Source organism: Dermabacter sp. HMSC06F07 (genome assembly GCF_001807345.1).
GTDB classification, from domain to species: domain Bacteria; phylum Actinomycetota; class Actinomycetes; order Actinomycetales; family Dermabacteraceae; genus Dermabacter; species Dermabacter hominis.
The window spans coordinates 44,121-64,577 of record NZ_KV788577.1; the positions used below are offsets into that span (position 1 = coordinate 44,121).

Annotated in this window: 18 protein-coding genes; 9 read left to right on the forward strand and 9 right to left on the reverse strand. The window is 64.3% G+C overall.

The genetic code is table 11. The features are described from left to right. Positions 1-21: 21 nt before the first annotated feature. From HMPREF3157_RS02520 to truA, 4 genes are all read right to left on the reverse strand, one after another. A complete protein-coding gene (locus HMPREF3157_RS02520) occupies positions 22-1,614 on the reverse strand; it encodes an aspartate:alanine exchanger family transporter (RefSeq protein WP_016664073.1) in 1,593 nt (530 codons plus the stop codon). Between the two features lie 87 nt (positions 1,615-1,701). Then, positions 1,702-2,193 carry a 30S ribosomal protein S9 gene (gene rpsI, locus HMPREF3157_RS02525; protein ID WP_016664072.1) on the reverse strand — a complete coding sequence of 164 codons (492 nt, stop codon included), beginning with the start codon at positions 2,191-2,193 and terminating at the stop codon, positions 1,702-1,704. 44 nt (positions 2,194-2,237) lie between these two features. Further along, on the reverse strand, positions 2,238-2,681 hold the full coding sequence (gene rplM, locus HMPREF3157_RS02530; RefSeq protein WP_016664071.1) for a 50S ribosomal protein L13: 444 nt from the start codon (positions 2,679-2,681) through the stop codon (positions 2,238-2,240). A 351-nt stretch (positions 2,682-3,032) separates the two neighbouring features. After that, a complete protein-coding gene (gene truA, locus HMPREF3157_RS02535; protein ID WP_070435445.1) occupies positions 3,033-3,938 on the reverse strand; it encodes a tRNA pseudouridine(38-40) synthase TruA in 906 nt (301 codons plus the stop codon). Between the two features lie 35 nt (positions 3,939-3,973). Between truA and purD the strand changes: the two genes are divergently transcribed. The 5 genes from purD to pflA all read left to right on the forward strand — a co-directional run bounded on the left by purD (position 3,974) and on the right by pflA (position 9,839). Further along, the gene (gene purD / locus HMPREF3157_RS02540; protein ID WP_070435446.1) at positions 3,974-5,278 is read left to right on the forward strand and encodes a phosphoribosylamine--glycine ligase; all 1,305 of its coding nucleotides are present in this window, start codon (positions 3,974-3,976) and stop codon (positions 5,276-5,278) included. After that, positions 5,275-6,189 carry a phosphoribosylaminoimidazolesuccinocarboxamide synthase gene (locus HMPREF3157_RS02545; protein ID WP_070435447.1) on the forward strand — a complete coding sequence of 305 codons (915 nt, stop codon included), beginning with the start codon at positions 5,275-5,277 and terminating at the stop codon, positions 6,187-6,189. The genes purD and HMPREF3157_RS02545 overlap by 4 nt, the downstream gene beginning before the upstream one ends. Before the next feature lie 159 nt (positions 6,190-6,348). After that, complete coding sequence (locus HMPREF3157_RS02550; protein ID WP_016664067.1) at positions 6,349-8,466, forward strand: pyruvate formate lyase family protein; 2,118 nt, start codon at positions 6,349-6,351, stop codon at positions 8,464-8,466. Between the two features lie 99 nt (positions 8,467-8,565). Beyond that, the gene (gene grcA2, locus HMPREF3157_RS02555) at positions 8,566-8,817 is read left to right on the forward strand and encodes an autonomous glycyl radical cofactor GrcA2 (RefSeq protein WP_016664066.1); all 252 of its coding nucleotides are present in this window, start codon (positions 8,566-8,568) and stop codon (positions 8,815-8,817) included. A gap of 155 nt (positions 8,818-8,972) precedes the next feature. Next, a complete protein-coding gene (gene pflA, locus HMPREF3157_RS02560; protein ID WP_016664065.1) occupies positions 8,973-9,839 on the forward strand; it encodes a pyruvate formate-lyase-activating protein in 867 nt (288 codons plus the stop codon). 21 nt (positions 9,840-9,860) lie between these two features. Here pflA and HMPREF3157_RS02565 read toward each other — a convergent pair whose 3' ends face one another. After that, a complete protein-coding gene (locus HMPREF3157_RS02565) occupies positions 9,861-10,610 on the reverse strand; it encodes an MBL fold metallo-hydrolase (protein ID WP_016664064.1) in 750 nt (249 codons plus the stop codon). Between the two features lie 117 nt (positions 10,611-10,727). On the opposite strand from HMPREF3157_RS02565, the gene purS reads away from it, so the two are divergent. Further along, complete coding sequence (gene purS, locus HMPREF3157_RS02570; RefSeq protein ID WP_016664063.1) at positions 10,728-10,985, forward strand: phosphoribosylformylglycinamidine synthase subunit PurS; 258 nt, start codon at positions 10,728-10,730, stop codon at positions 10,983-10,985. After that, on the forward strand, positions 10,985-11,713 hold the full coding sequence (gene purQ / locus HMPREF3157_RS02575) for a phosphoribosylformylglycinamidine synthase subunit PurQ (RefSeq protein ID WP_070435448.1): 729 nt from the start codon (positions 10,985-10,987) through the stop codon (positions 11,711-11,713). The genes purS and purQ overlap by 1 nt, the downstream gene beginning before the upstream one ends. A gap of 17 nt (positions 11,714-11,730) precedes the next feature. On the opposite strand, the gene HMPREF3157_RS02580 is transcribed toward purQ, so the two are convergent. The 4 genes from HMPREF3157_RS02580 to HMPREF3157_RS02595 form a co-directional block, all read right to left on the reverse strand. Further along, a complete protein-coding gene (locus tag HMPREF3157_RS02580; protein WP_016664061.1) occupies positions 11,731-12,906 on the reverse strand; it encodes a class I SAM-dependent methyltransferase in 1,176 nt (391 codons plus the stop codon). 105 nt (positions 12,907-13,011) lie between these two features. Continuing rightward, positions 13,012-14,268, reverse strand: a complete 1,257-nt coding sequence (gene fmdA / locus HMPREF3157_RS02585; protein ID WP_016664060.1) for a formamidase — start codon at positions 14,266-14,268, stop codon at positions 13,012-13,014. A gap of 36 nt (positions 14,269-14,304) precedes the next feature. Next, the gene (locus tag HMPREF3157_RS02590) at positions 14,305-14,592 is read right to left on the reverse strand and encodes an FmdB family zinc ribbon protein (protein ID WP_016664059.1); all 288 of its coding nucleotides are present in this window, start codon (positions 14,590-14,592) and stop codon (positions 14,305-14,307) included. A 130-nt stretch (positions 14,593-14,722) separates the two neighbouring features. Next, a complete protein-coding gene (locus HMPREF3157_RS02595; RefSeq protein ID WP_016664058.1) occupies positions 14,723-15,658 on the reverse strand; it encodes a MaoC/PaaZ C-terminal domain-containing protein in 936 nt (311 codons plus the stop codon). Positions 15,659-15,746: 88 nt separating this feature from the next. Between HMPREF3157_RS02595 and purL the strand changes: the two genes are divergently transcribed. After that, complete coding sequence (gene purL, locus HMPREF3157_RS02600) at positions 15,747-18,041, forward strand: phosphoribosylformylglycinamidine synthase subunit PurL (protein ID WP_016664057.1); 2,295 nt, start codon at positions 15,747-15,749, stop codon at positions 18,039-18,041. A 90-nt stretch (positions 18,042-18,131) separates the two neighbouring features. Next, positions 18,132-20,438: an N-acetylmuramoyl-L-alanine amidase gene (locus HMPREF3157_RS02605; RefSeq protein ID WP_016664056.1), complete on the forward strand. Its 2,307-nt coding sequence runs from the start codon at positions 18,132-18,134 to the stop codon at positions 20,436-20,438. The last annotated feature ends 19 nt before the right edge of the window (positions 20,439-20,457 follow it).

Consider the following 20,457-nt stretch of genomic DNA (forward strand, 5'->3'; position numbering starts at 1 on the left):
TTCGAGTGTAACGGGGGCGCTTTAGGTGACCATGAATTGCACGAGTAGGAGCTGCACCACGATGCCGAGCGCGTAGACCGCGGCGTAGCCGGAGGCGGTGCGTTCATCGTCGTGGCCGAGGTTGAGTGCGTGCTCGAGAACGACCGACTGACCGACGAAGGCCGCGACGGCACCCGCCGAGCGCTCGAGGCTCACCCCGAGCAGCGCTCCCGCCACGGGAACGAGGGGAAGCATGAGCATGAGGGAGGCAGCCGCGACAAGAGCAACCTTGAGGCCGTCGAGGGTGAAGGCATTCTCCGCGAACGAGGGCCCAGAGATCACCCCTACCGCCGCCAGAAAGACCGACAGACCGAGTTGGCGAATGGTGAGATTCACGGGTCTTGGCAGAGTCCACAGGATGGGCCCCGTGTGCTCCCACCGGCCGAGGATGAGGCCCACGACAAGCGGTCCCGCGGCGCTGCCAAGCGCGAACGACGCGCCCCCGCCGATGGGGATGCTGACGAGCCCCAGGAGCAGCCCGAAGGAAATCCCGAGGCCGAGCGCGAGAAAGTCCACGCTGTTGATGCGCTTTTCGCTGTCGCCAAGGTATTCGGTGATGCGAACGATTTGTTCGCGTGGCGCAACGACGCGGACACGGTCGCCGAGTTCGAGGCGAGTCCACGGCGACGCGACCATGTCTTCATCCCCACGACGCAGGCGGGTCACGATAGCGCCATAGCGCGAGGCGATCCGGGTTTCGCGAAGGAGTCGCCCTTCGAGTCTTGGGTTGGAGACGAGGATGCGGCGGTAGTCCACGGCGCTGCGGTCATCGAGGAGCCGGTGTTCGGCGCGCTCGCCGATTGTCTCGAGTGCCTGATCGAGCGATTCTGGAAAGCCCACAAGCACAACCTCATCGCCTTCGTGCAAAACGGTGTCGGTCCGCACGATCGTCATCATGCCGCGCCTGAGCAGGTACGACGCCGATACCGTCCCCTCGCGCACACCCGGCACATCCATGAGGGCAATCGTTGAGGTCACGCGCACACTCATGTCTCGAATCTGGGAGCCGCGGGGGCGGCCGGGGTCCCTTCGAGACGCGAACTTCGAGCGCACCCACGTGCTCGACATCATGATCGACACGAGAATCATGGGAATGATGACGCCGAACGGGTATGCAATCGCGTAACCCACGGCGGGGATCGTCGAGCCGCCGGTCGCCCTGCTCGCGGCTGCGAGGGCCGGAGTCGAGGTGAGCGTGCCAGTGAATGTGCCCGCGGTCAGTTCTTTCCCGAGCCCAGCGGCGGAGCCGAGAATGCTGACGCCCACGGCATAGATGGCGAAGAGTCCGACGGCGGCTAGCATGAGCCGGTATTGCTTTCGCATGTCGCGGAAGAAACCATTACCGGCACTGAGCCCGATCATGTAAACGAAGAGGGCAAGCCCGAACGTTTGATACACGCCAAAGCTTTCGCCGAGGCGCGGATCGAGCGCGCCGACGATGAGGCCCACGAAGAGGGCACCCGCCGCACCAAACTGGACGGGGCCAAAGCGCATGCGACCGAGGAGCGTGCCGAGCGCCATGACGAGGAACAGCGCTAGCAGTGGCTGCTCGGTGAGAATTTCGAGGACGACCACGTTTACAACCTTAGGCCTTCACACCGTTAACGACCGAAGGCGCCACCGGTGAGGTGACGCCTTCGATGCAGTGCAAAGTGCTGGCGATCAGCGCTTCGAGAACTGCGGAGCCTTACGGGCCTTCTTGAGGCCGGCCTTCTTACGCTCGATGACGCGGGCATCGCGCGTGAGGAAGCCCGCCTTCTTGAGCGCGGGGCGGTTCGCTTCGGTGTCGATCTCGTTGAGCGCACGCGACACGCCGAGGCGCAGCGCACCGGCCTGGCCCGAGGGGCCACCGCCGGAGATGCGGGCGATCACGTCGAAGCGGCCCTGGAGGTCAAGAAGCTTGAACGGATCGTTCACTTCCTGCTGGTGCACCTTGTTCGGGAAGTACTCCTCGAGGGTGCGGCCATTGACCTTCCACTCGCCGGTGCCGGGCACGAGGCGCACGCGGGCGACAGCCTGCTTGCGGCGGCCGGTGCCGTAGCCGGGAGCGGAGATCGACGAGCCCTTGCCGACGGGCGCGTCGTTCGTAGATTCGGTGGTGTAGTTCGAGGCGTCGCCTTCGAACTCCTCAACTTCGGGGGTGGTTTCTGCCACTTGATTTCCTCAGATCTCGTATCGGCGTAGCCGGGCGGGGCCCGTTACTGCGCCACCTGGTCGATGGTGAACGGGACCGGCTTCTGAGCCTGGTGCGGGTGCTCGGGACCCGCGTACACCTTGAGCTTCTTGAGCTGCTGGGTGGCAAGCTTGTTCTTCGGGAGCATGCCCTTGACAGCCTTCTCGATCGCGCGCTCGGGGTTCTTCTCGAGCAGCTCGGCGTACCGAGTCGCGCGCAGGCCGCCCGGGTAACCCGAGTGGCGGTATGCGAGCTTCTGCTCGAGCTTCTTGCCCGTGAGGGCAACCTTCTCAGCGTTGATGATGATGACGAAGTCGCCCGCATCCACGTGGGGTGCGAAGACCGGCTTGTGCTTGCCGCGCAGGAGCTGAGCGGCGTGGGAAGCGAGCCGGCCGAGGACGACATCAGTTGCGTCAATGACGTACCAGGAACGCTCGACGTCGTCGTGCTTCGGGGTGAACGTACGCACTCGTGCCTTCTTCTCTCGTTTAAGTGCCTCGCGACGCCCCTTGTGGGCGCGCAAGAACACGGTTCGAATGGACCGTGGACACGCTTCCTTTGGTTTAAAGCATGACCAAGAAATGTCGTGCTGAACCGGCTGCCCGGGTTTAGGGGCGGGCGTGGGGCTCAGATGCGTGTGAGGAGCTCTTTCGCGCCGAGCGTGAGAAAGCGGCAGCGGCAAAGCGCGCATCTATGGCACAACAGCCCTCTACTCTAGTGCGGATCCGCAGCGAGGGCAACGGGCCGACGGCTGCTCGCCTCTTGTTTTCCCTCACATTTGCAGGGCGAGGGTTCGCCGGTGTTCGGCAACCGTCGGACTTTAACGGCGTTCAAACGGCGCACCGCGCTTGCCGCGCGTTTGCCGGGCCCGTGCCGCCCATTCGGCTTCTTCCGGGTAGTCGATCCGCTCGAGCGTAAGGCCGGAGGGGGCGAACATGGGGGCGCTGCCGGCTTCGTCGCGCCTGGGAATTGTGATGAGCGCAGCCATCCACTCGGCGTCGAGGCGGTGCTCGCCGACCGCGACGCTCGCGCCGACGATCGAACGGACCATGTGATGGCAGAACGCGTCGGCGGTGACGGTGGCGACAACGAGCCCCTCGTCTTTGCCTGTTTCGGGGCGCTCCCACGTGATCTTGTGGAGCGTGCGGATTGTCGTCGCATCTTCACGGGGTTTGCAGAAGGACAGGAAGTCGTGTTCGCCGACGAGTGCGCGCGCGGCAGTGTTCATCGCCTCTGCGTCGAGCGAGCGCTTGTGGAAGGCGACGTCGCGGCGCAGGGGGTCGCGCCGCGCATGCTTGTCACAAATGCGATAGCGGTAGGTGCGCGCAAGCGCGCTGAAGCGGGCATCAAAATCTTCACTGACGACGCTCGCGCGCCGAACGGCGATGTCGCGGGGCAAAACTGCGGCGAGGCGCTGAACGATTGAGTCCTCGCTCGAGCGGTCACTCCTGCCCGGCATTCGCTGCCACCGCTCGTGGGGAATGTCGACGTGCACGACCTGGCCGCTCGCGTGGACACCAGCGTCGGTGCGACCGGCGACCGTGACTCGAATGTCCTCACGCACGATTTTTGCGAGCCCCGCCTCGAGTTCCCCCTGGACAGTGCGTAGCGCCGGCTGAATTCCCCACCCCTTAAAGTCGGTACCGTCGTAAGCGAGGTCGAGGCGCACTCGCAGCCGCGGCGCTGGCTCGAGCGAGGAGTTGGGGGCTGTGGGCTCGGTGTTCACCCCAGAAGCCTAGCCCGAACCGCTAGGGTTAAGGCGTGAAAATTCTCGTAGTGGGCACCGGCGCGCGCGAGCACGCCCTCGTGCGACGCCTCAGCCAAGATTCCATCCCTCACGATCTCCACGCCGCCCCCGGCAACCCGGGTATGGAGGCCCACGCGGCTATCCACGACGTTTCTCTCGGTGATAGCACGGCCCTCACCGCGCTTGCGCTCGAGCTCGGCATCGAACTCGTCGTCATTGGCCCCGAGGCGCCGCTCGTTGCGGGTCTTGCCGACGACATGCGCGAGGCGGGGCTCACCGTGTTCGGTCCGTCGAAGGCCGCGGCGGAGCTCGAAGGCTCGAAGGACTTCGCGAAGCGCATCATGAGCGAAGCGGGAGTGGCGACCGCACGCTCCATCACCGTGACGGACCCCGCATTACTCGAAGCAGCGCTCGACGACATCAACCCGGGAGGGAGCACCCCCTACGTCGTCAAGGCCGACGGCCTCGCTGCCGGCAAGGGCGTCGTGGTTACGTCCTCGCGCGAGGAGGCACTAGCACACGCCCGCGACTGCCTCGCAAGCGGAGCACACGGCTCGCGTGTCGTTCTCGAGGAGTATCTCGACGGGCCCGAGCTTTCGGTGTTCTGCGTGTGCGACGGCGAGAGGGCCGTTCCGCTCGTTCCAGCCCAGGACTTCAAGCGCGCGTTTAAGGGAGATGAGGGCCCGAATACGGGCGGCATGGGTGCCTATTCACCGCTGCCGTGGCTCGACGAAAACGCCGCGATGAACGCGACCGTCGAGTCGATCGCCGAACCCGTCATACGCGCCATGCGTGAGCGCGGCACTCCGTTCACAGGTCTCCTTTTCTGCGGCCTCGCGGCCACCAGCGAGGGACTCAAGGTCATCGAGTTCAACGTTCGCTTCGGCGACCCTGAGACCCTCGTGGTCCTCGAGCGCCTCGGGAGCGACCTCGGTGAGCTCCTGCAGGCCGCCGCGACCGGGGATCTCGCGAGCGTACCTGACCTCGCGTGGCGCGACGAGAGCGTGGTCGCCGTCGTGCTCGCGAGCGAGGGTTACCCACTCGCTGCCCAGACCGGGCGGGAGATCACGGGTCTTAACGAGGTAGGAAAGGAAGGCTGCACGGTGATCCACGCTGGCACCGCGCGGGATTCCGACGGCACCTTGCGCTCGAGTGGCGGCCGTGTTCTCAGCGTCGTGGCGCGCGAGAACACGCTCGAGGGTGCGCGCGTTCGCGCACAGTCGGCCATCGCGCGGGTCTTGCTCGAAGGCTCCCACTACCGAACCGACATCGCCGAGCGGGCAGCTCTCGGCGCTATCGAAAGGGTGACCCAGCTGTGAACACGAATGTGAATGGCGCGCTGACCGAGGCCCCCGCTCTCGAGGGCTGGGACCACGTCTTGAGTGGAAAGGTGCGCGAGCTGTACGTTCCCCACGGGAGCACGCTTGCCGAGGCGCACGAGGTGCTCGTCGTCGCGACCGATCGAATCAGCGCATTCGATTACTCGCTCACCCCGGGAATCCCCGATAAAGGACGAATTCTGACGGCGATGTCGCTTTTGTGGTTCGACCATCTCAAGGGCGTCACGGACAATCATGTGAAGAGCGCCGTCGACGTTCCCGATGCGGTTCGGGGGCGCGCCCTGCGCTGCGAGGCTCTCGACATGGTCCCGCTCGAATGCGTCGTGCGCGGCTACCTGACCGGCTCGGGGCTCGCGGACTACCTGCGCGACGGCGCGGTGGGCGGTCACGTCCTTCCCGAGGGCCTCGTCGACGGCTCCCGCCTCCCGTCCCCGCTCTTTACCCCCTCGACGAAGGCCGAGCAGGGAGAGCATGACGAGAACATCACCGTTCACGAGGCTCGCGCGAGGCTTGGGAAGGACCTCGTCGACGAGCTCGAGGAGCGCACTGTCTCCGTCTATCGAGCAGCGGAGCATTTTGCGCGAGAGCGGGGCATCATTCTTGCTGATACAAAGCTCGAGTTCGGCCACTCGCGACACACCGATAACATCGTGCTGGGTGACGAAGTTCTCACTCCGGATTCCTCGCGATTTTGGGCCGCTGACCAGTACGAACCCGGGCGCGCGCAGGCCAGTTTCGACAAGCAGTTTGTGCGCGATTGGCTCACGAACGAGAGTGGCTGGAACAAGAACACCCAGGTCGCACCGCCTGTACTCCCCGCAAGCATCGTCGAGGCGACTCGCGAGAAATATATCGAGGCCTACGAGCGCCTTTCGGGCGAGAAATTCTAGCCCTCCCCACCTGCCTTCCAGACCTCGGCGATACCATGTGACCGCCGCCACGGAGCGGGCTCAAAGTCCCCTACACATATAGGCCTCACTCCTACGGTGGAACTACCAGCACACCTCACGAGCATGCGGCTTAGCCCCCGCCATGGAAGGAAGGCTCACATGACTGCTGTGGAAGAAAAGAACGCCGGAGCCCAGGGCGAACAGCTCGACCCGTGGCGCGGTTTTAAGACCGGCGACTGGAACGAGAACATCAACGTTCGCGAGTTCATCCAGCTCAACTACACCCCGTACGAGGGCGATGCCGAGTTCCTCGCGGGTGCGACCGACAAGACTCTTCGCGTGTGGGACACCCTCGAGAAGAAGTACCTCTCGGAGGAGCGCCGCCGCCGCGTCTACGACGTGGATACGAAGACCCCCGCCGACATCGACGCCTTCCCCGCTGGCTACATCAGCGAAGATGACGACGTCATCGTCGGCCTTCAGACCGACGTTCCCCTCAAGCGCGCGATGATGCCCTTCGGTGGCTGGCGCATGGTGGAGACCGCGATCAAGGAAGCCGGTAAGGAACCGGATCCGGAGATCAAGAAGATCTTCACCAGGTACCGCAAGACCCACAACGATGGCGTGTTCGACATCTACACCCCGCGCATCCGCGCAGCACGTAGCTCCCACATCATCACCGGTCTTCCCGATGCCTACGGTCGCGGCCGCATTATTGGCGACTACCGTCGCCTCGCGCTCTACGGCGCGGACTTCCTGATCGCCGAGAAGAAGGCCGCGAAAGACGCGGTTTCGGATCAGCCGTTCAGCGAGCACTGGGCACGCTTCCGCGAAGAGCATGCCGAGCAGATCAAGGCTCTCAACAAGCTCGTCATCCTCGGCGACTCCTACGGCCTTGACCTTCGTCGTCCCGCCGCTACCGCTCAGGAAGCCGTGCAGTGGGTCTACATGGCCTACCTCGCCTCGGTCAAGAGCCAGGACGGCGCCGCCATGTCGATCGGCCGTCTCTCGCCGTTCCTCGACGCGTACATCGAGCGCGACCTGCAGGAGGGCCGCATCACGGAGACAGACGCGCAGGAGATCATCGATGCCCTCGTGATCAAGCTCCGTATCGTGCGCTTCCTCCGCACGATCGACTATGACCAGATCTTCTCGGGCGACCCGTACTGGGCCACCTGGTCGGATGCCGGCCTTGGTGAGGACGGCCGTTCGCTCGTCACGAAGACCTCCTTCCGCCTCCTCCAGACCCTTCGTAATCTCGGTCCGGCGCCCGAGCCGAACATTACGATCTTCTGGGATCCGAAGCTCCCGCAGGGCTACAAGGACTTCTGCTCGGCCATCTCGATCGAGACGAGCTCCGTGCAGTACGAGTCCGATGAGCAGATCCGTAATCGCTGGGGCGACGACGCAGCAATTGCGTGCTGTGTGTCCCCGATGAAGGTCGGCAAGCAGATGCAGTTCTTCGGTGCGCGCGTGAACTCCGCGAAGGCGCTGCTTTACGCGATCAACGGCGGCCGCGACGAAATGAGCGGCAAGCAGGTCACCGAAGAAGGTCTGTTCGCCCCCATCGAGGGCGAGGGCCCGCTCGACTTCGACGAGGTCTGGCAGAAGTACGAAGAGATGCTTGACTGGGTGATCGGCACCTACGTTGAAGCGCTCAACATCATTCACTACTGCCACGACAAGTACGCCTACGAGGCGATCGAGATGGCGCTTCACGATTCGGATATCACGCGCACGATGGGCTGCGGCATCGCTGGCCTCTCGATCGTCGCGGACTCGCTCTCCGCGATCAAGTACGCCAAGGTGTACCCGATCCGCGACGAGTCCGGCCTCGTTGTCGACTACCGCACCGAGGGTGACTTCCCGATCTACGGTAACGACGACGATCGCGCCGACGACATCGCCGCGACCGTTGTGCACACGATCATGTCGAAGATCAAGGCAATCCCGATGTACCGTGACGCGATCCCGACCCAGTCGGTGCTCACGATTACGTCGAACGTCGTGTACGGCAAGGCGACCGGCTCGTTCCCCTCGGGCCACGAGAAGGGCACGCCCTTCGCCCCGGGCGCTAACCCGGAAAACGGCATGGATAGCCACGGCATGGTGGCCTCGATGCTTTCCGTTGGCAAGCTCGACTACAACGACGCGCTGGACGGCATCTCGCTGACCAACACGATCACCCCGCAGGGCCTCGGTCGCACGAAGGACGAGCAGGTCAAGAACCTGGTCGGCATTCTCGACTCCGGCTTCATCATGGACGACGAAGACTGATCGTCTGAACCCCTAAATGTGAATCGGTCGGGCGCGAGCCCCTCGGGCTCGGCCGGTTTTCACCCCCACATTTCCATCACTCTGATTGAGGAGAGAATAATGGCAGTCAAGACTTTCGACGAGCGCCTTGAGTCCATGAAGACCAACCGCGCAGCAAACAACATGGAGTCGGGCCTCTACCACGCGAACATCAACGTGCTCAACAAGGAGACCCTTGTCGACGCGATGGAGAACCCGGAGAAGTACCCGAACCTCACGGTTCGCGTGTCGGGCTACGCCGTGAACTTCGTGAAGCTCACGCGCGAGCAGCAGCTCGACGTTCTCAACCGCACCTTCCACCAGGGCGCCTGAGACATCCCCTTTACACGCATGATGCGCAATAATTGACGCATCGAAGCGTTCACCTGTTGGGCCTGGAAGCTCCGGTTTCCGGGCCCAACTCTTTAGGGCGCATGCCCCCGATCGGCGGCACGTGTGCCCACCACGATTTTCACGAGAGGCGTTTCATGACCGAGTCCGAGGCCAAGAGCATCAGCCAGGTTGACCTTCCGCTTCACAAGAGGCGCCAGGGCGCCGGCATTGAGGGGCTCGAGGAAACGCACCTGGAGCGCCCTGATCGACTCCAGGCGGTACGCGAAGGCGAACTCGCCTCGATTCACTCGTGGGAACTTGTGACGGCAGTCGACGGCCCCGGCACTCGCCTCACGATCTTCTTCAGTGGCTGCCCGCTTCGCTGCCTGTACTGCCACAACCCCGACACGTTCGAGGCGAAGAACGGTCAGGACGTGACCGCTGACGAGATCATTGGGAAGATCCGCCGCTATCGCCGCATTTTCAAGGCCTCGGGCGGCGGCATTACGCTCTCGGGCGGCGAGGTTCTCCAGCAGCCCGCCTTTGCCAAGCGAATCCTCGAGGCTGCCAAGGACATGGGTGTCCACACCGCGATCGATACGTCGGGTTTTCTCGGCCGCAATGCCTCAGACGACCTGCTTGAGTCGGTCGATCTCGTGCTTCTCGACGTTAAGAGCGGCGATCCCGACGTGTATAAGCGCACGACTGGCCGCGACCTGCAGCCGACGATCGATTTTGGCGATCGCTTGAACGCGAAGGGGATCGAGGTGTGGGCGCGTTTCGTGCTCGTTCCTGGACTCACCGACGACTATGACAACGTCGAGAAAGTCGCCGACATCGTTGAGCGGTGGCGCTCGAACGTGAGTCGTATCGAGGTGCTGCCCTTCCACCAGATGGGCACCGACAAATGGGATTCACTCGGCCTCGACTACAAGCTGCGCGATACCCGGCCGCCGGAGAAGGAACTCGTCGAGCGCGTGCGTGAGCAGTTCCGCGCGCGCGGAGGCTTCGAGGTTCATTAATTCCGCCGCGCCGCTGCGCCGCTAAAAACTGAGGGTACGACCCTGCCCGGGTTCGGTACCCACGGGCCAATCTCGCACTTCGCATTCCTTGGGAGCGAAGGCGCGCGACTGTTTCAGATAGATCGCTCGCCCCTCGGCAGAGGCCACGCGATCGTGCACGGGGATCGCCACGGCAGGTTTCACAATTCTGAGGAAATCGATCGTTTCGTGCATTTTCGACCACGGCGCGACGAGGGGAAACGACAGAACGTCAGCCCCGACGATTTCGGGGTGCGGGGCGAGCGAGTCACCGGTGTGCACAAGTGTTTTCTCGCCGGCCGCTTCGACGATAAGCGCCACGTTTCCCACGGGCGGGATAGACGGGTGGATGGTCGCGTGGGCTCCCCCGGCTGCGGTGACGGTGACGGGGAAGGGCCCGACGCTCGCTCGCTGACCTGGCGCGAGAGGCGTGAAGCGCTCCCGAAAGCGTGAGGTCTCGGGGTTGTCGCTTAGAGCCTGCGCGGTTTGAGGCTCGAGAAGGATTGCTGCCTCGGGGTTGTGCGCGAAAAGCTCCGCAAGGAATGGCGGGTGCGCGTGATCGGGATGCTGGTGGCTGATCGCAATCGCGTCAAGATCGGTAAGGTGCGTGAGCGAAGGCTCGCTCAAATTGCCGGGGTCGATGAGGAGCCGGGTGGTGTCGGACTCTCCCGCCCCTCCCTCCCCCGCGCGCGCTCCGGTGCCGCCGCGGTACGAAACGAGCAGAGCGGAATGGCCAAAGTGTGTAATGTCCATGCCGCCACAGTAGGGGCAAAAGATGAGGACAGGCCGCACTGGCCGGTAGAATCATCGTGTGCGCGACGCGCGCAGTTTTCGACGACACTTTCGTGCCTACTGTTTTCTGGAGATGACATGCCCCGCCTCATCGTCGACGTAATGCCGAAACCCGAGATTCTTGACCCACAGGGAAAGGCCGTTCTCGGCGCTCTTGGACGACTCGATTTCGAGAACATCACCTCGGTCCGTCAAGGCAAGCGTTTTGAGCTCGAGGTTGAGGGCGACGTGACCGACGACGTGCTCGAGCGCGTGCGCGAGGCGGCAACCGAGCTGCTCTCGAACCCCGTTATCGAAGATGTCGTGTCGGTGCGCGTCGAGGAGGAGCAGGCCTGATGCCCGCAATCGGTGTGGTGACCTTTCCCGGGACCCTCGACGATCGCGACGCACTTCGCGCCGTCACGATCGCCGGCGGTGAGCCGGTTGCGCTGTGGCACGCGGACGACGACCTGCGTGACGTCGATGCGGTGATCCTTCCGGGCGGCTTCAGCTACGGGGATTATCTGCGGGCGGGCGCTATTTCCCGTTTCGCGCCGATCATGGAACGCGTGGTCGATGCGGCCAAGGGCGGCATGCCCGTGCTCGGGATCTGCAACGGCTTCCAGATCCTCAGCGAGACGCACCTGCTTCCCGGTTCGATGATCAAGAATGCGCACCGGACGTTCGTGTGCCGCGATCAGCCGCTTCGCGTTGAGAACACGCGAACGGCGTGGACAACCGCATACGCCGAGGGCCAGATCATCCGAATCCCTCTGAAGAATCAGGACGGCCTCTACGTCGCTGATGAGAAGACTCTCGACGAGCTCGAGGCCGATAATCGCGTGGTGTTCCGTTACGCCGAGGGCGCCGTCGGCGGCCCCGCTGGTTTCGAGGACAACCCGAACGGCTCCTATCGCGGGATTGCCGGAATCACGAACAAGTACGGCAACGTCGTGGGGCTTATGCCGCACCCGGAGCACGCCGTCGAGGCAGGCTTCGGCCCGGACATGCCGGGAGAAGGTACCCGCACGGGCGTGGATGGCCTCGGCTTTTTCACCTCGGTCATGAAGTCGATCCTCGCCTAAGGAGCTCCCCAGCGTCCTTACTTTTTCGCGCTGAGCACGGTGAACGTGCGGTCCCGGCTCACCTCTCGGGTGGCGGCAAATCGCCGCTTAAGGAGGGGCCGGTAGCGCAGGTGCGAGTTATGCACGAGGAGCAGTTCTCCGCCCGGCTCGAGAATGCGGTACGCCGCCTCGATGAGCGGCTCGACGAGCGTCGCATCGATACGCGTGCCGTCGTGGAACGGCGGGTTGAGGAGCACGAGGTCGGTCGAGGATTCGGGGTGCTGGGCAGCGGCAGAATCCCACGTGAGAGTGAGAGTGGCGCCGGGTTGTGCCCGGTAGGGCTCTAGCGTGGCGCGCGTCGAGCGAACCGCATCGAGGTCAATATCCGTCGCGGCGAGCGTGAGGGCACAGGCCGTTCGCGCAGCCGCCTCGCATACCGCGAGCGAGAGCATGCCGTTGCCGCAGCCAAGGTCGAGGACGCGCGTGGCGGGCGCCGCATGCTGTGGGCGGGCCGCGAGCCATGAGGCCGCTGCATTCGCGAGCGCCTCTCCCCCGCGGTCAGGCTTAGCGCCCGAGAACACGCCGCCGAAGGCGGTAAGCGTCCCGCCGCCCCACCGCTTCGTGCGCGGGGGCATTACCGTCACGGATTCGCGCGGCGTGGACGCCTCGAGGCACCTAAATTTCCCCTTTCCCAGAAGACCCCGGACTTCGGTGAAGCCGGTCGCGAGCGCATCGTTCATCGAGCGCGTCATGTGCTTCGTGGCGCCACCGAGCACCACGATCATGTCTGTGCCGCTTCGACGCGCGTGCCTCGCGAGCATCCGCGCGTTCTCTTCTAGCGCGGCGAGTGATTTTGGCAGGTGCCCGAGCACAAGTCTCCCCGAGAATCCGTGGGCGGCAAGGAAGGATTCGAGATCGAGCTCGCTTCCGTCGAGACCTGCGATGAGCACTCGATTTCGATCCGCCCGACCCGACGTCGCGGCGGCCTCGTGCGCCGCCGCTTGCACGGTCGATGCATGAGCGCGCGACACCGTGCGCACGAACACCCGCGAATGCGGCCCCACGTGCGCGAGTGCCCATTGAGTCAGTGCGCCGGAGCGGTCATCGAGAACGAGGATGTCTCCATCGCCGCTACCGGGCTGTGCGACGTGCGCGCTCGCATCGTGCATGATGAGGCGGTCGAGGGCGTCGGTACGTGCGTCGGGAAATGTCATGCTCACGAGCCTACGGCACGTGACGAGGGGGCGCGCCAACCTCCACTGGGTTGGCGCGCCCCCTCAGGTGCAAGGAGCGTTCGCGGGTATGAACGCTTCTTTGCCTTACGCGTTCGCGGCGCGCGGCGCCCCGATGCCCGGATCGATCTTCGGCACGTCGCCTGCGCCGGGGCGCACGTCGATGTCGAAGATGGCGGTCGGGATGTACACGGTCGCGCACGAGTTCGGGATGTCAACGACGCCCGAGAAGCGGCCCTCGATCGGCGCGGCACCGAGCAGGAGGAAGATCTGCTCCGGCGTCCAGCCGAAGGTCGTGAGGTAGTCGATCGCGTGGAGGCAGGCGCGCTGGTAGGCAAGCTGCGAATCGAGGTAGCGCTGCTCGCCGTCGAGCGTCACGGACGTACCCGAGAAGGAAATCCACTCGCTGTAGCGCGGCTCGACATTGCCGGGCATGAAGATCGCGTTTTCCTTGACGTTGTACTTGTCCATGCCGCCAGGGATGACATCCACGTGCACGTCGATGAAGCCCGACATCTCGATGCCGCCACAGAAGGTGATCTCGCCATCGCCCTGCGAGAAGTGCAGGTCGCCTACCGAGAAGTGCGCGCCATCCACGTAGACGGGGTAGAACACGCGCGTGCCCTTCGAGAGGTTCTTGATGTCCTGGTTACCGCCGTTTTCGCGCGGCGGAGCGGTGCGTGCACCCTCGGCTGCGACGCGATCGAAATCGTCGCCGGTGAGCGTGCCAAGAACTGCATCCTTCGGTTCGGGCGGGAGCGCGAGCGGAGGCAGGCGGTTCGGGTCCGTGGCGATCAGCGCGGCCTCGCGGTCGTTCCACTTCTTAAGAAGCTCGTGCGAGGGCGCCGTGCCCATGAGGCCCGGATGGATGAGACCCGTAAACGACACGCCAGGCACGTGGCGCGAGGTCGCGGTCTGGCCGTTGAAGTCCCACACAGCCTTGTAGGCATCCGGGAACTGATCCACGAGGAAGCTGCCGCCATTGTTCTTCGCGAAGATGCCGGTGTAGCCCCAGCCCTGACCCGCGAGGGGGCCCTCATCTTCCTGCGGAATCGGGCCAACGTCGAGGATGTCCACGATCAACAGGTCGCCCGGCTTCGCACCCTTAATGTGGAACGGGCCCGAAAGTGCGTGGACCTTGCTCACGGGGGCTTCGAGGATGTCCTGGGCGCTGTCATCGTTCTTGATGTCGCCGTCGAACCACTCGCGGCAGTCGATGCGGAACGTGTCGCCGGGGTTTACCGTGACAGCCGCCGGAATGTCCGGGTGCCAACGGTTGTGGCCAACGATGTCCTGATCTTTGAACGACTTCGTGGAATCAAGCGGGAAAAGATTCTTAGGCATGGCTCTGTGTGCTCCTTTGCTTGCCTACTCGGGGCGTCAGGGACGCGGAAGTGCACGATGGCGCGGATCGTGCGATACAGGGGTTGGCTTGGCGCCTCGCGAAGAGGGAAGCGAAGAATGAACCTGGGGCTCATAGGCGCTGCGCTTCGCTGAATCAATCGCGTTTGTCAGTGCTGGATCGAGCGACCGCACAGCGGGAGCGCTCACGAGGCGCCTCGCGGTGGTGTCGCACTCGGGGCACTGGCGTTCTCGAGTCGTGCTGCTCATCGGCAGCAGTGCTTCGCTGAGGTGACCTTCACCGCACCGAAACTCGTACAGGGGCATGGCACTCCTTCGTCCGCACCTTCGGCGACGCAATTCCCGCGCCACCTTCGTCTTTGCTTAAATCACGCTAACGCCCACCGCATCGAGGTTCCTGAAATCTTCTTGAGTTTACTGAGGCCACGCGGGGCTCTCATGCGCCTCCAAGGACCGTTACGCGGCCAGAAAAGGCACGGTGCGCCGTGCGATCGGCAGGCGTCGGACCCCGCAGGCTGAAGCCTGAGAACGCGACCGAACTGCCCTTCGTTCCTTCCTTCGGCTCCTCTCGCCCGTACCGCACCCACACCGTTGCGGGCAAAGGCGGAAGCGACGGGAACTCGAGTTCCCACAAAAGCGGAGAGTGCGCCCCTACTCCGGCTTCGCTGAGCGCACGCGATCCCAGGAACATGCCGTGGGCGAGCGGCGAAGGGGCACCAAGCGCACGTGCGCTCAGTGCGCTCACGTGAATCGGGTGGACATCGCCGCTCACTCGTGCGAACTCGCGCCCCACACCCGCGGAGAGCTTCCATCGCGACGGAGACGCCGCCGAGGCGAAAGGAGCCGCCTCGGTCTGGAGAGACTTTGCACGCATCGCAGAATTACCGGAGCCACGCAGCAGGTACGTCGAGACGTCGGTCGCGACGATGTCACCCCCGCTCGACAACACCGAGACCACTTCGCACGCGCTCCCCCGTGAAGAGCGTGCGAGGTCCCCAATACGTGTCTCAATGTCGATCCTCTCCCCTATGCACACTGGCCGGTGCAACAAGAGCGAATTCTTGACGTGCACAAGCCCGAGCGCGGGAAGCGGAAAACGCGGAGCCGCCATGAGCGCGAGCCCGAGCGGATGCGCGAGGGCATGCAAGAAACCGGGATGGGCGAGATGCGCATCAGCCCACGCGTCCCTTCCATGAGGCGCAACGACGCGCGAATAGCGCAGGGCGCGCCGCTCCTCAATGGCAACACCGCGCACGCTATAGCGGCGATCGGGAACGTCCTCGGCGCGCGCGACGGGCGCGCGGGTGAGAATCGCTGCCCACGCGGCGGCAGCGTTCGGCACACGCGCAAGAGTCTTCGTGGAAGGCGACATGTCTCTACTCTGTCATTCCGCGTTACCGTGCGCGACGTCGTAAAATACGAGGTGCTGAGAACAACCGACACGGAGGACAGCCGCGAGCATGAACACGCACGAGCCAGACACGATCGAGCGGGCGCGTGAAACCCCGAACGAACAGCAGCCGTGGGCCGATCTGGGCCTCAAGGAAGAGGAGTACGCGAAGATCCGCGAGCTCCTCGGCCGCCGCCCCACGAACGCCGAGCTCGCCATGTACTCCGTTATGTGGTCTGAGCACTGCTCGTACAAGTCCTCCAAGATCCACCTCAAACAGTTCGGCCAGAAACAGACCCCCGCGATGAAGGAAAACCTCCTCGTGGGTATCGGCGAGAACGCTGGCGTCGTTGATATCGGCGACGGCTGGGCCGTGACGTTCAAGGTCGAATCGCACAACCACCCGAGCTACGTCGAGCCTTACCAGGGGGCTGCGACCGGCGTTGGCGGCATCGTCCGCGACATCATCTCGATGGGGGCCCGCCCCGTCGCCGTCATGGATCAGCTCCGATTCGGCGCGATCGACCACCCGGATACTGCACGAGTCGCCACCGGCGTCGTCGCCGGTATCGGCGGATACGGCAACTGCCTCGGTTTGCCCAACATCGGTGGTGAAACCGTGTTCGACCCCGCCTACCAAACCAATCCCCTCGTCAACGCCCTCGCCGTGGGCGTGCTTCGCCACGAGGACATCCACCTGGCCTCCGCGACAGGCGCCGGCAACAAGGTCGTGCTGTTCGGTGCACGCACAGGTGGCGACGGAATCGGCGGCGCGTCGATCCTCGCCTCCGAAACCTTCGAGGACGAGGGCCCGGCGAAACGCCCGAGCGTCCAGGTCGGCGACCCGTTCATGGAGAAGCTGCTCATCGAGTGCTGCCTTGAGCTCTTCGCGAAAGGCACCGTCGAAGGCATCCAGGACCTCGGCGCCGCCGGCATCTCGTGCGCAACGAGCGAACTCGCGTCCAACGGCGGCTCCGGCATGCACATCGACCTCGAAAACGTGCTCCTTCGCGACCCGACGCTGACCGCGGGCGAGATCCTCATGAGCGAATCGCAAGAGCGCATGATGGCCGTCGTCTCCCCCGACAACCTCGAGGAATTCCTCGCCATCACCGACAAGTGGGGTGTTGAAGCCGCCGTCATCGGCGAAGTCACGGGCGAGGGACGGCTCACGATCGACCACTACGGCAAGCGCATCGTCGACGTCGATCCCACGACCGTCGCGCACGAGGGCCCCACCTATGACCGCCCCTACGCGCGCCCGGCATGGCAGGACGCCCTCGAGGCCGACCACGCCGAAGGCCTCCCCCGCCCTGCAAGCACCGACGAACTCGTCACGCAGCTGTGGGCACTCACGACCTCCCCGAACCTCGCGAGCACCGCGTGGGTCACCGACCAATACGACCGCTACGTCGGCGGCAACACCGCGCTCGCGATGCCCGACGACGCAGGTGTGCTCCGCATCGACGAAAAAACGGGCCGCGGCATCGCCATCGCCACCGACGGCAACGGCCGCTTCGCGATGCTGAACCCGAAAGAAGGCGCACGCGCCGCGCTCGCGGAGGCCTACCGCAACGTCGCCACGGCAGGCGCACGCCCTCTCGCCGTGACCGATTGCCTCAACTTCGGCTCGCCCGAAGACCCGGACCGCATGTGGCAGTTCGTCGAAGCAATCACGGGGCTCGCCGACGCCTGCCAGGAGCTCGAAGTTCCCGTGACCGGCGGCAACGTCTCCCTGTACAACTCCACGGGCGAGCCCGGCCGCCTCAACTCGGCAATCCACCCGACCCCCGTCGTCGGCGTCCTCGGCGTGTTTGACAACGTCGCGACGCGGGTGCCCTCCGGATGGCACGAAGAAGGGCTTGCCATCTACCTTCTCGGTGAAACTCGCGAGGAGCTTTCGGGCTCCGCGTGGGCCGACGCCACCCACGCTCACCTCGGCGGCACACCCCCGCGCGTGTCGCTTGCACACGAAAAAGCCCTCGCTACCGTACTCATCGGTGCGGCCGACCAGGGAATCGCACGCGCAAGCCACGACCTCAGCGAAGGCGGCCTCTTCCAGTCACTCGTCGAATCCACCACTCGATTCGACACGGGCGCATCGATCGACCTCACGACCGTGATCGACCGTGACGGCATCGACGCGTTCACAGCCCTCGTCTCCGAGTCGCACGCGCGGGCCATCGTCGCGGTGCGCCCTGACGATGCTCCTGCCCTCGAGGAACTCGCACGCAGTGCGTCGGTCCCCGCGGCTCGCATCGGCACAAGTGGTGGCGACGGCCTGGAGCTGGCTGGCGTCGGAACGTTCCCCCTCGCGGAGCTTCGCGAGCGCCGCGCCCAAACGCTCCCCGAGCATCTCGCTTAACCCGGTCAGATGACGCACGCGGGCCTTCCCAGCGAAGGCCCGCGTGCGCTATGGTAAGGCCGACTTCCCCTCACAAGAAAGCACTTCCCCATGACCTTCGAAAAATCCCCCCTCAATCGTCGCACCCTACTCAAGGTCGGTGCCGTCACCCCCTTCGCCGCAGCCGGAGTGGGCGCTCTCGGAATGGGCCTTGCCCTTGCCGACGACTCCCCCGCCCCCAGCGGTGGTGACACCGCCGTTGTGGATCGCGACCTCGCGCGCACTAACACCGTCGAAACGCAAGGCGCCTCGGAAAACAACCCCGAACTGAACGGTGCTGCGGCAAAGCATGTCGCCGGCTATGTCACCATGGCCGCGGCAACCTGGCCCGCCGATATCGACGCGCCCGACGTGGTGGAGTTCCAGGGCCAAGACATCAACACTGGCGACTGGGGCGATTGGCTCAGCGCAGAGCTGATGACCGACATTGAGGAAAACGCGAGCGAAGCCGTGTGGGTCGGGCCCTCGAGCGCGGTTAATGTCCGCGCCTTCCGCGATGGCATCGACATTTCCGAGCAGCTCACCGCGCACCTCATCACCACGTCGGAATCACGCAGCGACGTGCGCCTCGCCTCAAGCGGTAGCGGTTCCGGCATCACCCGCATTCTGCCTGCTACCGTGACGCCCGGCACCGGCGCGCCAACGTTCATCACCCGTGAGGAATGGAGCGCCGGCACGGTCAACACTTCACGTTTGAGCTACGCGAAGGAACTCAAGGCGATCTGCATCCACCACACGGGCGGCTCCAACACCTACACCGCGGCGCAAAGCCCTCAGGTTGTGCGCGGGATGTTCACCTACCACACTAAAACCCTCGGTTGGGCCGATCTCGGCTACAACGTCGTCGTCGACAAATACGGACAAATCTTTGAGGGGCGCGCGGGTGGCCTGCACCGCAACGTTGCCGGCGCCCACGCCCGCGGCTTCAACACGGGCTCCTGTGGCATCTCCGTCATGGGTGACTACATGGACATTCCCGTGCCCACCGCGGCGCTCAACGCCATCGCAACCGTGGCTGCGTGGAAGCTCGCCAGCACGTTCACTCAGGACGTGTACGGCACCGAGACCTGGACCGTCACCACCTCGAACGTGAAGCGCAGCGGCACCTTCTCCATGCCCCACCTCTTCGCGCACCGCGACGTGAACTACACGGATTGCCCGGGGGACACCTACTACGGCCAGCTTCCGAAGCTGCGCAGCCTCGTGCAGCAAAAGCTCAACGGATTCAAGGAGCGTTACCCCGAGCACCTCGTTGCCTACGTCAACGGCGGCGGGCGCGGTGCGTTCGGAACCGTCACGCACGTTCGCCGGGCAGAAGGGGCCTACGACGTCACTCGCCTCACGGGTGGGCTCATTCTCACGGCAGGTGGTCGCACGAGCGCTCACAAAAGTGCCTTCGGCGCCGACTGGACGTCTGCCTGGGGACGCCCCCTCGAAAGCACGACGGGCACTACCCAGCGCTTCGAGAACGGCACCGCAACACGCGCCAATGGCAGGGTCACTTTCACGCCGCAGAAGAACACGACCTCGCCTTCAGCCGAAGGCGTCACCGGCGCGATCGGGGCTTTCTACGTGAGCAACGGTGGCGCAACGGAATTTGGTGCCCCGCAAGACGCGGAATTCCGCATCGACGGCGGATACCAGCAGAAATTCGCTCGTTCAACCATATCGTGGCACCCTGCGACCGGCGCTTACGATACGCGTAACGCTATCGGCAACAAATGGGATTCCCTTGGCGCAACCGGATCCAGGCTCGGGTTCCCCACGAGCCGCGAGCGAGTTCTGAGCGACGGAGGATTCGCACAATCCTTCCGCAATGGGCAAATTGTCTGGTCCCGCGCTACTGGAGCCGTAACGGTAAGCGAGGCTATCCTCCACTACTGGAACAAGCTCGGCGCCGAAAAAAGCTGGCTAAAGTATCCCGCCCGAGATCCTTTCGCCGGGCTTAGGAATGGCGGCAGCTCGCAATTTTTCCAAGGTGGAATTGTGCTCCACGATGCAAAGAACGGTAAAACCTTCGCCGTCAAGGGCGCGATCCGCGGTGTTTATGTGCGCGAGAACTTCGAGCGCGGAAGTCTCGGTTACCCCGCCAGCGAGGAAGTCGCTGTCAAGGGCGGTGTATACCAAGCGTTCGAGAACGGTCAACGAGTGTATTGGTCGCGTGCAACCGGCGCACGCATTATTAAGAATGGTTTCCTCACCTATTGGCTTCACAGAGGGGGAGAAAAAAGCACACTCGGCTTCCCAACCACGAACGAGTTCAAAGACTCCCGCGGACGCACCGTTCAAGATTTCCAAGGCGGGCGTCTCACGTGGGATCCCAAGAGGCGATCGGTCGCTTTTACTCGACGCAGCTAAGACTCAGCAGTGTGTCGTC